Source organism: Marinobacterium sp. xm-a-152, from assembly GCF_013282965.1.
Classification (GTDB): domain Bacteria; phylum Pseudomonadota; class Gammaproteobacteria; order Pseudomonadales; family Balneatricaceae; genus Marinobacterium_E.
In genome coordinates, this window is record NZ_WBYI01000011.1 from 12,859 (window position 1) to 26,159 (window position 13,301).

Consider the following 13,301-nt stretch of genomic DNA (forward strand, 5'->3'; position numbering starts at 1 on the left):
ACAAAGAGCAGGACTACGACGTGTCTAAGATGATGGTATTTACTGGCAATGCAAACCCAGCATTGGCAGAACGTGTAGCAGAGCGCCTAGATTTGGATCTTGGCCAAGCGACAGTATCCCGCTTCAGCGATGGTGAAGTAAGTGTAGAGATTCAAGAGAACGTTCGCGGTAAAGACGTTTTCATCGTGCAGTCGACCTGCGCACCGACAAACGACAACCTAATGGAGCTTATGGTCTTCATTGATGCTATCCGTCGTGCGTCAGCAACACGTATCACAGCGGTAATTCCTTACTTCGGTTACGCCCGCCAAGATCGTCGTCCACGTTCAGCACGTGTACCGATTAGCGCTAAAGTTGTGGCGACCATGCTAACCAACGTAGGCGTTGACCGCGTTTTGACAGTAGACCTGCACGCAGACCAGATCCAGGGTTTCTTCGATATCCCTGTTGATAACGTCTACGGTTCACCTGTTCTTCTAGACGACATTAACGACCAGAACTATGACGATGTTGTGGTTGTATCACCAGACATCGGTGGTGTTGTTCGTGCTCGCGCAGTCGCCAAACAGCTTGATACGGATCTTGCGATCATCGATAAGCGTCGTGAGCGTGCGAATGAATCACAGGTTATGAACCTCATCGGCGACGTTGAAGGTCGTACTTGTATTCTTGTTGATGACATGTGTGATACAGCAGGCACACTGTGTAAAGCAGCAGCTGCATTGAAAGAGAAAGGCGCGAAACGCGTTGTCTCTTACATCACACACCCGGTTTTCTCTGGCCCAGCCATTGATAACATTGCAAATTCTCAGCTTGATGAGATGGTTGTTACTGACAGCATCCCACTAAGCGAAGCCGCGAAAGGCTGTAGCAAAATTCGCCAACTTTCACTGGCACCCATGTTGGCAGAAGCGGTACGCCGTGTCTGCAACGAAGAATCAATCAGCGCGATGTTCCGTTAAGAACAGCTGATTTTAAGAGCTTCGGCTCACTAAACGCCCTTCGGGGCAAACAAAGCTGTAGAGATCTGGTCGCGGGTCCCTGCAGTTTTTAAATTTATATAGGTATATAAAATGTCTAACTTCACTCTAAATGTAACTGCCCGCGAAGATCAGGGGAAAGGTGCGAGCCGCCGCCTGCGTCGCGCTGGCCAAGTACCAGCAATCGTTTACGGTTCAGCTGAGCCACAGAGCATCAGCCTAAGCGCAAACGAACTAAGTAAAGCACTACAAAACGATGCGTTCTACTCATCGCCAATCGCGCTAGACCTAGACGGTACTAAGACAGTTGTAATCATCAAAGATCTACAGCGCCACCCTGCGAAGCCTGTTGTTCTTCACGCTGACTTCCAGCGCATCGATGACAACCAGCGCATTAAGATCCGCGTTCCACTTCAGTTCGTTAACTTCGAAAAATCAGCGGCTGCTAAAGCATCTGCTAAATTCGCTGCAGAAACAGCTGTTGTAGAAGTAACTTGTCTAGCTAAAGACCTTCCTGAGTCAGTCTCTTGTGACCTTTCTCAGATCCAGACTGGTCAGATTGCTCACCTTTCAGACATCGCTCTGCCAGAAGGTGTTGAAATCGTTGCTCTGCGTCGCGGCGAAGACCACGACCAAGGCATCGGTTACTGTTACTCACCACGCGGTGCTAAAGTAGCAGGCTAATAGCCTAATACGTGCCAGCTTATGGAAGGTATCAGCCTCATTGTCGGACTAGGCAACCCAGGTGCTGAGTATCACGAAACACGCCATAACGCTGGTGCAGAACTGGTTGAGCAGCTCGCTGCTCAACACAGTTCACCTCTTCAGCCCAACAAAAACTACTTTGGGCTCTACAGCAAGATCCTAATCAACGGACAACCCGTTCATCTATTGGTCCCAACGACCTTTATGAACCGGTCAGGCAAAGCCGTTGCAGCACTTGCAAACTTTTTTAAGATTCCCATTCAATCCATTTTGGTCGCTCACGATGAGCTAGATCTACCACCGGGTGTATCACGTCTAAAAAAAGGCGGCGGTCACGGTGGACACAATGGTTTGCGTGACATTATTGCCAGCATGGGCAATAACAAAGATTTTTACCGCCTCCGTTTAGGTATTGGACATCCGGGCAGCGCTCAACAGGTTGCAGGATTTGTACTGCGCAAAGCACCGATTGCTGAACGTAACTCTACCCAACAGGCGATTGATGAAACGTTGAGATACATCCCGATGATTGTCTCAGGGGATCATGCCAAAGCAATGAACACACTTCACAGTTTTAACGCATCAGCGAAATAGGACAGTATCATGGGATTTAAATGTGGCATCGTCGGCCTACCAAACGTCGGCAAATCAACGCTCTTTAACGCGCTTACTAAAGCGGGTATCGATGCAGAGAATTTCCCATTCTGTACCATCGAGCCGAACTCAGGCATCGTTCCTATGCCAGATCCACGCCTAAACGCACTGGCGGAGATCGTAAACCCAGAGCGCATCCTGCCAACCACGATGGAGTTTGTGGACATTGCAGGCTTGGTAGCAGGCGCCTCAAAAGGCGAAGGTCTTGGTAACAAATTCCTTGCTAACATCCGTGAAACGGATGCCATTGCACACGTGGTTCGCTGTTTCGAAGATGATAATGTCATTCACGTCGCTAACCGTATCCACCCACTTGAAGACATTGAGACGATCAACCTAGAGTTGGCTCTGTCGGATCTGGAGTCCTGTGAAAAGCAGCTGCAGCGTGTACAACGTTCAGCTAAAGGCGGTGACAAAGAGGCAGTGGCACAGAAAGCCCTGCTGGAAAAACTGATCCCTCACCTATCAGAGGGTCAGCCAGTTCGCTCACTAGAGCTCTCTGATGACGAGCAGAAACTAGCGAAGGGATTCCACCTACTAACGACTAAACCGACTATGTACATCGCTAACGTCTCTGAAGAGGGCTTTGAAGATAACCCTCATCTAGATGCGGTTCGTGAATTTGCCGCTAATGAGAACGCTGAAGTCGTTGCGATCTGTAACAAGCTAGAGTCTGAAATCTCAGAACTGGAAGATGACGAACGCCTTGAGTTCCTACAAGACATGGGTATGGAAGAGCCAGGCTTGGATCGTGTAATTCGTGCAGGTTACCAGCTACTGGGTCTGCAAACTTACTTCACAGCCGGTGTTAAAGAGGTCCGCGCTTGGACCGTCAAGATCGGTGCTACTGCACCCCAGGCTGCAGGCGTCATCCACACCGATTTCGAAAAAGGCTTCATCCGTGCTGAGACGATCAGCTACGATGATTTCATCGAATATAAAGGTGAAAAAGGCGCTAAAGAGGCGGGTAAAGCTCGCCTAGAAGGTAAAGATTACATCGTCAAAGATGGCGACGTTATCCACTTCCGTTTCAACGTTTAAAACGAAAATTTGTGAATTGATCAGCGATTGATCGATTCACAATTTTATCAGGCCGAATTTGGGTTTTTCCCTTAGATTCTATTGACATAGAAGCCTATAGAAGGAATAATTCGCGGCCTTGAAAGATGGCAATGTAGCTCAGTTGGTTAGAGCAACGCATTCATAATGCGTGGGTCACAGGTTCGAATCCCGTCATTGCCACCATCTAGGGGTATAGCCAAGTGGTAAGGCAGGAGGTTTTGATCCTCCCATGCGCAGGTTCGAGTCCTGCTACCCCTGCCATCTAAGTCTTTCAAGCATGGCAATGTAGCTCAGTTGGTTAGAGCAACGCATTCATAATGCGTGGGTCACAGGTTCGAATCCCGTCATTGCCACCATTCTAGGGGTATAGCCAAGTGGTAAGGCAGGAGGTTTTGATCCTCCCATGCGCAGGTTCGAGTCCTGCTACCCCTGCCATTTTTTGAGTAATACTGCTTCATCACCACATCAATCTCATATTTCCATCGCGACCTTTTCAAGGACGCTCCAACAGTTAAAACTAAACACTAATGACTTTAGCATTGTTGGAGCCTTATCGCAGATGAGGCGATTTGCTGACTCTGTGATACTTAATTATGAACGCTCCAACAAAAAACCTCGCCGAAGCGAGGTTTATTGATTCAGACGCTCAATCACACATCCCGATCGCGGAAACCAATCAAGTATAGAATACCATCTAGGCCAAGAGTGCTGATCGACTGTTTAGCATTCTCACGCACTAGAGGTTTGGCTCTAAAGGCAATACCTAAGCCCGCGATAGAGAGCATTGGCAGGTCGTTTGCACCATCACCTACTGCGATAGTCTGTTCTAGAGAGACACCCTCTTTGGCGGCAATCTCACGAAGCAGTTCTGCTTTACGCTCACCATTGACTACCGTACCGACCACTTTACCGGTCACTTTGCCATCTTGGATGTCGAGCTCATTGGCGTGAATGTAATCAAAACCTAAACGCTTCTGCAGGAACTTGGCAAAGTAAGTAAAGCCACCCGAAAGGATCGCGGTCTTATATCCAGTGCGTTTAAGCTGTGACATTAACTGTTCGGCACCTTCGGTCATTTTCAGGCGCTGAGCGATGCCTTCAAGGACCGACTCATCCAACCCTTCCAGAAGAGCCACACGACGCTTAAAGCTCTCATTGAAGTCGATCTCACCGCGCATAGCCGCTTCGGTAATCTCTGACACCTGATCGCCGACACCAGCCTCTTTCGCCAACTCATCGATGACTTCAGCTTCAATCAGTGTCGAGTCCATATCGAACACCACCAGACGGCGGTTACGACGATAGATGTCGTCACGCTGGAAGGCGATATCCACACCCAGCTCTGATGCCAAAGTTAGCAGAGTCGCTCGCACTTCAGCTTCATCCGCAGACATATCACGTACAGAGAACTCGACACAGGCCTTGCTGCTCTCCTCTTCAACCTCATCAATTGAGACACGGCCAGATAGGCGTGAGATGTTGTCGATATTAAGATCGTAACGCGCAGCCACCTCAGTCACTTTGGCGATATGCTCAGCCGAAATGCGTCGTGCTAGCAGAGTGATAATGTGACGTGACTTACCCTGTGCACCGACCCAGCTTTGGTACTCTTCTAGAGTGACCGGTTCAAAGCGCGGCACCATGTTCATCTCGTGCGCTTTGAACAGCAGATCACGCAGCAGCGGTGAAGATTCAGCCTCATGAGGTACTTTTAACAGTAAACCTAGGGATAGGGTGTTGTGAATGACTGCTTGACCGATGTCTAGAACCTCAACATCGTATTTAGCCAAAATCGTAGTAATACCCGCGGTGACGCCCGGTTTATCGGAACCAGACAAGGTCAACAAAATCAGTTCGTTCATTCTCTTACTCGAGTCAAAGAAAGCTGTATGCGATTATACCCAGTTAAGAGCGCTTGCGCTTAGACGCGCCGCTCTTTTTTGCTCCACGGCTTTTGCTGGCTGTCTTACCGCCAAACTTTTCACCAGAGCCGCCGCCTGAACGACCACCGCTTGAACGCCCAGAGCCTGAACCCTTTCCGCGCGCACCTGATTTAGCACCGCTCTTACCTTTCTGATCAAACAGCCCCATGGCCAAACGCTCTCGGACTGATGGTTTTTTTGTCGGTTTGTTTTTCTCTGAATCGAGCAGTTCGAAATCGATCTTGCGTTCATCCAGATTGACTTGTGCAACGCGCACGCCTAATCGATCACCTAGCTTAAAGACGCGTCTTGTACGTTCGCCGATCAAACGCTGCTTGCCCGCTTCGAACTGGTAATAATCACTTGGTAGGCTGGTGATATGAACCAAGCCATCGACAAACAAATCATCCAACTCAACAAACACACCAAAGCCTGTTACCGCAGAGACAACGCCAGTGAACTCTTCACCAATCTGGCTCTGCATGTACTCACACTTCAGCCAAGAGATCACGTCACGAGTCGCCTCATCGGCACGACGCTCAGTCATCGAGCAGTGTTCACCGAATTGCAGCATCTGCTCTGCACTGTAATTCATGACAAAGCTAGGATTGCGAACAAAACCATCCGGTCGAGTTGCCCCTTTAATCTTCTTATCTTCGTGAATCGCAGATCGAATCATGCGGTGGACAAGCAGATCAGGGTAACGTCGAATCGGTGAGGTAAAGTGAGTGTACTCCTCATACGCCAAACCAAAGTGACCATGGTTATCTGGGCTATAAACGGCCTGCTGCATCGAGCGAAGCATCATGGTTTGGATAATGTGTCGATCCGGGCGGTTTTCGATCGCCGACGCCAGTTTTAGATAGTCCTTAGGCTCCGGTGAATCACCACCCGGCAGCGCCAGACCCAACTCCCCCAAAAAGGCACGTAGGTTTTCCAGACGCTGCTCTTTAGGGCCGTCATGGATACGGTAAATAGCAGGCTTTTTACGCTTCGCTAAGAACTTAGCCGTTGCCACATTGGCAGCCAACATACACTCTTCGATGAGCTTATGCGCATCATTACGTGTCACGGGTACTATGTTCTGAATCTTACGCTCATCACTAAAGACAATGCGTGTTTCGGTGGTGTCGAAATCGATCGCTCCACGATCATCGCGCGCTTCGCGAAGTCGGTGGAACAACCCATGAAGCGTCTGCAGGTGAGGTAGCACCTGTTTGTATTGATCACGCCATAACTCAGCGTCAGCCGAATCATCATCACGATCCAACATGGCGCCAACTTTGGTGTAGGTCAGACGGGCTTTTGAGTTAATGATCCCTTCAAAAAACTCCGCATCACCGATAGAGCCGTCTCGTTTAATATTGAGCTTACAGACCATCGCCAAACGATCAACATTCGGGTTAAGTGAACAGAGTCCGTTGGATAACAGCTCAGGCAGCATCGGCACAACATACTCTGGAAAGTAGACAGAGTTACCACGTTTAACAGCCTCTTTATCCAGCTCGCTGTTCGGTTTAACGTAGTAAGAGACATCGGCAATTGCAACCCATAGGCGCCAGCCACCCATACGCTTCTTCTCAGCGTATACAGCATCATCAAAATCGCGAGCATCTTCACCATCAATCGTAACAAACGGAAGATCACGCAGATCGACACGATTGGTCTTGTCCTCTTCCCGAACTTCCGGTGTTAAATCACCGATCTCTTGATGAACGCCGGCATTCCATTCATTGGGAATGTCGTGGTTATGAATGGCAACTTGAATCTCCATCCCCGGCGCCAAGTGATCACCCAGCACTTCAACCACTTTAGCGCGCGCAGGGTGGCGCTTATCCGGTTGTTGAACCAACTCAACAACAATCAGCTGACCATCTTCGTATTTAAGATCTTTATCAGGATCCGGCATCACCACAATCTGATTGGTAATGCGTTGGTTCTCTGGAATCAGTGAACCGAAGCCATTCTCCCCATCAAAACGTCCCACGACCTTTTTCAAAGGGCGTTCTAGCAGCTCGATAACTTTACCTTCAGGTCGGCCTCGATGATCAGAGCCGATCTCTTGAACGAGAACGCGGTCGCCATCGAATAGCTGTTTCATCTGGCGAGCACTGATAAACAGATCATCACCGCCCGCATCGGGCTTAACAAAGCCAAAGCCATCTCGGTGACCAATGACACGACCAGGAATCAGATCCATCTTCTCGATCAAACCGAATTGATTGCGACGATCCGATATCAACTGCCCATCACGGCACATTGCGATCAAACGGCGACGCACCGCTTCAATATCATCAGGATGACTGAGCTTTAGCTCGGCACAAAGGTGCGCATGGCTTATAGGAGCCCCCCACTTTCGAAGAAACTCAATAATGTAGTCTCGACTGGGCACAGGTCGGTCGTATTTACCCGCCTCTTCCTGTGCGTTGGGGTCGTTATCGCGCCACTGTTTACTCATTAATCATCCAATCCATAATAGTGTTTCAGTCATATTAACCTGAAATAAAAAAGCCGGCATCAAGAGCCGGCTTTAACCTTAGGGCATTTCGTCTATTTCTGACTCTTCTTTAGGCGGAGGAATCAGATCCTCCTTCGTAATCTTGAGTGCCAAAAGCAGATTCGCTGCGACATAGATTGAAGAGTAGGTACCAATCACAACACCCGCCAGCAGCGCAATCGCAAAGCCACGGATGGTCTCACCACCGAAGACCAACAGCGCAACCAATACGAGCGCCGTGGTTAAAGAGGTCACCAATGTACGGCTCAACGTCTGCGACAGCGAGCTGTTCATTATCTCAATTGGACCACCTTTACGCATGATGCGGAAGTTTTCACGGATACGGTCATAGACAACGATCGTATCGTTCAACGAGTAACCGATCACCGCAAGCACCGCAGCCAAAACCGTCAGATCGAAATCCAACTGCATGATCGAGAAGAAGCCGAGCACGATGGTCACGTCGTGAACCAAAGCCAATACAGCACCAAGAGAGAACTTAAATTGGAAACGGAAAGCAAGGTAGACCATGATCATCGCGAGCGCCAGCAGCATGCCTAAGCCGCCCTGCTCGCGAAGCTCTTCACCGACCTGTGCACCGACATACTCGTTACGACGCAACTCGACAGCAGAGCCATCGGCTTTTAGCGCCTCAACTACTTTGTCACCCAACTTAGGGTCGTGCGTCTCACCCAAGCGGATTAACACATCAGTACTGGACCCAAAGTTTTGCACGACAGCATCTTCATAACCCGCCGTCGACAGCTGCTGACGAATAAGGTTCAGATCCGCTGACTCTTCATAGCCCACTTCAACCAAGCTACCGCCTGTGAAGTCGAGACCAAAGCGAAGACCATTAACCGCTAATGACGCGACTGATGCGATCATCAAAACGATCGAGAAGATACCAAAGGCCTTGCGCAGGCCCATGAAATTATAGAGTTTGTGAACTTCTGACATCTCTAGACCCCCTTACAGCTTGATCGACTTAAGTTGTTTGCCGCCATACACCAGATTCACCATCAGGCGAGTCACAAGGATGGCTGTAAACATTGAGGTCAAAATACCGACTGACAGTGTAATCGCGAACCCTTTCACCGGCCCCGTACCCATCGCAAATAGGATCAACGCTGCGATCAATGTCGTGACGTTGGCATCCAAAATCGTTGTGAAGGCACGTGCAAAACCGGAGTGAATCGCTGATTGCACCGGCATACCGACCTTAAGCTCCTCTTTGATGCGCTCAAAGATCAGCACGTTGGCATCTACCGCCATACCGACAGTCAAAACAATACCCGCGATACCCGGCAGGGTCAGCGTGGCCGATAGAATCGACATAACCGACACCAGCATCACCAGGTTCAGTGTCAATGCAATGTTGGCGATTAGACCAAATACACGGTAGTAAGCCAGCATAAAGAGCATCACCACAGCGAAACCGATTTGAACGGACGTCAAACCAAGCTCGATGTTTTCAGCACCCATCGATGGACCTACGGTGCGCTCTTCGACGAAGTAGATAGGTGCTGCTAGTGCACCAGCGCGTAGCAACAGCGCCAACTCAGACGCTTCTTGCGGGTTATCTAGACCGGTAATACGGAAACTAGAGCCCAACGCACTCTGAATCGTTGCAAGGGAGATGATCTTCTTCTCAACGTATGGCACACGTTTTTCAACCTGCTGACCATCAACCGTCTCAGTCACCATACGCGCTTTAAACTCGACAAACAGAACCGCCATGCGACGTTGAATAGCATCACGCGTCGTGCGGTTCATCAGCTGTCCCCCTTTGGAATCAAGGCTGATTGATACCTGAGGCATGCCGTTCTCATCGAAGTTCGACTGCGCATTAGAGACGCTAGAGCCGGTAATGATGACATCACGTTCAAGGTTCGCTTTACGGTTCTCATCTGAACGGAATGAGTAGGTCTCAGTCAGCGCACGAGAGGTGTCAGGTTTTGCTTCTAGACGGAACTCAAGGTTAGCGGTTTTACCAATGATACGTTTAGCGGCGGCCGCATCCTGAATACCCGGCAACTGAACCACGATACGGTTACGACCTTGGCGCTGTACCAGCGGCTCAGCCACACCCAGTTCGTTGACACGGTTACGCAGCGTTGTCAGGTTCTGCTTAACGGCATAATCTTCAATATCACGCAGTGTCTGCTCACTCAAAGAGATCTGCAGGCTCGAGTAGTCCTCTTCATCCAGATCAGTGATCAAAAACTCCTGGTAGCTCTTTCTGAGTAGCGAAGAGGCCTCATCACGCGTAGCAGCATCGGCAAAGCGAACCGCTAGCGTACCATCATCCAGAGTCTCTACCTGACGGTAACGCAGACGCTCTTTACGCAGGTTAGATTTGATCTCACTGACGTACACTTCAAGACGCTGAGAGACGGCAGTCACCATATCCACTTCTAGCAGGAAGTGGACACCACCACGAAGATCCAGACCCAGTTTCATTGGGCCGGCACCGATGTCTGTCAGCCAGCTAGGTGTCGTGGGTGCTAGGTTTAAAGCAACGGTGTAATTTTCACCCAGGATACGGCCGATCACTTCACGACCACGTAGCTGAGCATCACCATCGGCAAAGCGGATCAGACCTTTACCCTCTTCTGCTTCAAGCGATTTGTAGTCGATCTGGTTGTTATCCAGAGCCGCCGTCACGCGAGCAAGAGTGCGATCATCCACTTTAAAATCTTGTTTGGAACCCGACACTTGAACCGCAAAGTCGTCAGGGTAGAGGTTTGGCATAGCATAGATTGCTGAGAACAAAAGTGTCACAACAATCATCAAGCTTTTCCAAAGAGGAAAACGATTGAGCATTACAGGCCCATCCTTTTAAAAACAGAAAAGCGCCGTTACCGTTCAGTAACAGCGCTGTAAGCAAGGTCGATTAAATACCTTTAATAGTGCCTTTTGGCAGTTCAGACGCAACGTGAGTCTTCTGGAACTTAAGCTCAACACCTTCTGATACTTCAAGTGCAATGTAGTCGTCTGATACACGAACAACCTTACCGATGATACCGCCAGCAGTGATCACTTCATCACCTTTAGCAAGACCAGATACCAGTGCTTTGTGCTCCTTCTGACGTTTTGCTTGTGGGCGCCACATGAAGAAGTAGAAGATCAGACCGAAACCCAGTAGGAAAATAAGGTTAAACATACCCGGATCGGTAGCACCAGCTGCACCTTCAGCGTAAGCAGGTGAAATAAAGAAGCTCATTAAAAGCACTCCTGTAACATCATTTATATAAGTTGATTTAAGTTATTCAGCCAACGCTGGCGTTTCCATGCCACGTCGACGGTAGAACTCATCTACGAAGGCGGTCAATGTACCCTGTTCAAGGGCTCCACGCAAACCTGCCATCAAGTCTTGGTAGTAGTGCAAGTTGTGAATCGTATTCAACTGCGAACCCAGAATCTCGCCACACTTATCAAGGTGGTGCAGGTAAGATCGACTGAAGTTCTGACAGGTGTAACAACCGCACTCCGCATCCACTGGTCCAATATCTGTTTTATGGGACGAGTTACGGATTTTTACAACCCCTTCACGGGTAAATAAAAAGCCGTTTCGTGCATTTCGAGTTGGCATGACACAATCGAACATATCAACCCCACGACGCACCCCTTCAACCAAATCTTCAGGTTTGCCCACACCCATCAGATAACGTGGTTTATCTTCCGGCATCTTATGTGCCAAATGATCCAACACTTTGATCATCTCATGCTTAGGCTCACCCACCGAAAGACCACCAATCGCATAGCCGTCAAAGCCAATATTAGTGAGCCCCTCTAGAGATTCATCACGCAGGTGTTCATACATACCACCCTGCACAATACCGAACAGAGCCGAAGGACTGTCACCGTGCGCATCTTTAGATCGCTGTGCCCATCGCAGGGAAAGACGCATAGAATCAGCCGCCTCCTGCTCAGTGGCAGGGTAAGGCGTACACTCATCAAAGATCATAACGATGTCAGACCCTAGCTTGCGCTGTACTTCCATCGAGACTTCGGGACTAACAAAGACCTTGTCACCATTCACAGGCGACTGAAAAGAGACCCCCTCTTCTGTGATCTTGCGCATTTTACCTAGACTAAACACCTGGAAACCGCCTGAGTCTGTCAGTATCGGTTTATCCCACTGCATAAAGTCGTGCAGATCGCCATGAAGTTCGATCAGATCGGTACCAGGACGCAACATCAGGTGGAATGTATTACCCAGTAAGATATGAGCACCTGTCGCCTCGACATCACGCGGCAGCATGCCCTTTACGGTTCCATAGGTTCCCACAGGCATAAAAGCAGGGGTTTCGACCTCACCACGCGGGAAGGTTAAACGACCACGGCGCGCTTTACCTTCGCTCGTAATCGTCTCAAATTTCATAAAACAGTGACGGCTCATCTACTTACCTGCTTAACCTTGGGTGCTGCGCGTTAAAAACATCGCATCACCGTAACTAAAAAATCGATATTTCTGTTCAACGGCCTCTTTATAAGCCGCCATGGTCGTTTCATACCCCGCAAACGCAGAGACCAACATCAACAATGTCGACTCCGGTAGGTGGAAATTGGTGACCAGAGCATCCACCACTTTGTATTGATAGCCTGGGTAGATAAAGATCTGCGTATCGCCAAAGGTTGGCTCAATACGCCCTGATTGGGCTGCTGATTCAAGCGAGCGCACACTGGTCGTGCCCACCGCAATGACTCGATTACCCCTCGCCTTGGCCGCATTTACGGCATCACACACAAATTGATCGACCTCGATGTACTCGGCATGCATCTCATGGGTTTTAATGTCATCCACCTTAACCGGACGAAAGGTACCCGCGCCGACATGCAGAGTGACAAATGCACGCTCTACACCTTTAGTTTCTAACTTAGCGATCAACTCATCATCAAAGTGCAGACCCGCTGTTGGCGCTGCGACCGCGCCGGGCTTTTTGTTGTAAACAGTCTGATAACGCTCACGATCGGAGAGTTGATCTTCACGCTTGATGTAAGGCGGTAATGGCATGTGGCCAACACGCTCTAACGCTTCAATGATCGACTCTTCAATATCAAATTGCAGATCGAACAGGCCATTTTCACGACCCACCACCTCTGCATTTATACCCCCTTCAAACTGCAGCTTAGCACCCTCTTTTGGAGTACGGCTGGCACGCAGATGAACAAGGGCGCGCTTCTCACCGATGACACGTTCTACCAACAACTCAACCTTTCCGCCACTCTCCTTCTGCCCAAACAGACGTGCCGGAATTACCCGAGTATCGTTAAAGACCATCAGATCACCAGGTTCGACCAGATCGAGAATGTCGCCAAACGAGCCATGCACACGTTCACCCGTATTCCCATCGACCTGCAACAGGCGACTGGCGGTACGTTGTTCTAACGGGAAGTGTGCGATCAACTCTTCAGGCAGATCAAAATCAAAATCACTAAGCTTCATAGATACCGAGCGTTAAAATTGCGGGGCGC

The 13,301-nt window shown here is 49.5% G+C and carries 11 protein-coding genes and 4 tRNA genes; 8 read left to right on the forward strand and 7 right to left on the reverse strand.

All coding sequences use genetic code 11. The features are described from left to right. The first annotated feature begins 20 nt into the window (after positions 1-20). From XMA152_RS10640 to XMA152_RS10675, 8 genes are all read left to right on the forward strand, one after another. Complete coding sequence (locus tag XMA152_RS10640; RefSeq protein ID WP_173480641.1) at positions 21-962, forward strand: ribose-phosphate pyrophosphokinase; 942 nt, start codon at positions 21-23, stop codon at positions 960-962. A gap of 111 nt (positions 963-1,073) precedes the next feature. Continuing rightward, positions 1,074-1,664, forward strand: coding sequence for a 50S ribosomal protein L25/general stress protein Ctc (locus XMA152_RS10645; RefSeq protein ID WP_173480640.1), 591 nt, complete (start codon positions 1,074-1,076; stop codon positions 1,662-1,664). Between the two features lie 21 nt (positions 1,665-1,685). Next, on the forward strand, positions 1,686-2,279 hold the full coding sequence (pth, locus tag XMA152_RS10650; protein WP_173480639.1) for an aminoacyl-tRNA hydrolase: 594 nt from the start codon (positions 1,686-1,688) through the stop codon (positions 2,277-2,279). 9 nt (positions 2,280-2,288) lie between these two features. After that, the gene (ychF, locus tag XMA152_RS10655) at positions 2,289-3,380 is read left to right on the forward strand and encodes a redox-regulated ATPase YchF (protein WP_173483590.1); all 1,092 of its coding nucleotides are present in this window, start codon (positions 2,289-2,291) and stop codon (positions 3,378-3,380) included. Positions 3,381-3,507: 127 nt separating this feature from the next. Further along, positions 3,508-3,584, forward strand: a tRNA-Met gene (locus XMA152_RS10660). 3 nt (positions 3,585-3,587) lie between these two features. Then, positions 3,588-3,662, forward strand: a tRNA-Gln gene (locus XMA152_RS10665). 18 nt (positions 3,663-3,680) lie between these two features. Continuing rightward, positions 3,681-3,757, forward strand: a tRNA-Met gene (locus XMA152_RS10670). A gap of 4 nt (positions 3,758-3,761) precedes the next feature. Then, positions 3,762-3,836, forward strand: a tRNA-Gln gene (locus XMA152_RS10675). 215 nt (positions 3,837-4,051) lie between these two features. Here XMA152_RS10675 and serB read toward each other — a convergent pair. The 7 genes from serB to queA all read right to left on the reverse strand — a co-directional run bounded on the left by serB (position 4,052) and on the right by queA (position 13,272). Then, positions 4,052-5,263, reverse strand: coding sequence for a phosphoserine phosphatase SerB (serB, locus tag XMA152_RS10680; protein ID WP_173483591.1), 1,212 nt, complete (start codon positions 5,261-5,263; stop codon positions 4,052-4,054). A 43-nt stretch (positions 5,264-5,306) separates the two neighbouring features. Beyond that, positions 5,307-7,781, reverse strand: a complete 2,475-nt coding sequence (gene rnr / locus XMA152_RS10685) for a ribonuclease R (RefSeq protein ID WP_173483592.1) — start codon at positions 7,779-7,781, stop codon at positions 5,307-5,309. A gap of 78 nt (positions 7,782-7,859) precedes the next feature. Then, positions 7,860-8,780 carry a protein translocase subunit SecF gene (gene secF, locus XMA152_RS10690; RefSeq protein WP_173483593.1) on the reverse strand — a complete coding sequence of 307 codons (921 nt, stop codon included), beginning with the start codon at positions 8,778-8,780 and terminating at the stop codon, positions 7,860-7,862. Positions 8,781-8,792: 12 nt separating this feature from the next. Next, on the reverse strand, positions 8,793-10,646 hold the full coding sequence (gene secD / locus XMA152_RS10695; RefSeq protein WP_173483594.1) for a protein translocase subunit SecD: 1,854 nt from the start codon (positions 10,644-10,646) through the stop codon (positions 8,793-8,795). Positions 10,647-10,716: 70 nt separating this feature from the next. Continuing rightward, a complete protein-coding gene (gene yajC, locus XMA152_RS10700) occupies positions 10,717-11,046 on the reverse strand; it encodes a preprotein translocase subunit YajC (protein ID WP_173480633.1) in 330 nt (109 codons plus the stop codon). Positions 11,047-11,088: 42 nt separating this feature from the next. Then, a complete protein-coding gene (gene tgt, locus XMA152_RS10705; protein WP_173483636.1) occupies positions 11,089-12,207 on the reverse strand; it encodes a tRNA guanosine(34) transglycosylase Tgt in 1,119 nt (372 codons plus the stop codon). A 30-nt stretch (positions 12,208-12,237) separates the two neighbouring features. Next, complete coding sequence (gene queA, locus XMA152_RS10710) at positions 12,238-13,272, reverse strand: tRNA preQ1(34) S-adenosylmethionine ribosyltransferase-isomerase QueA (protein ID WP_173483595.1); 1,035 nt, start codon at positions 13,270-13,272, stop codon at positions 12,238-12,240. Positions 13,273-13,301 lie beyond the last annotated feature (29 nt).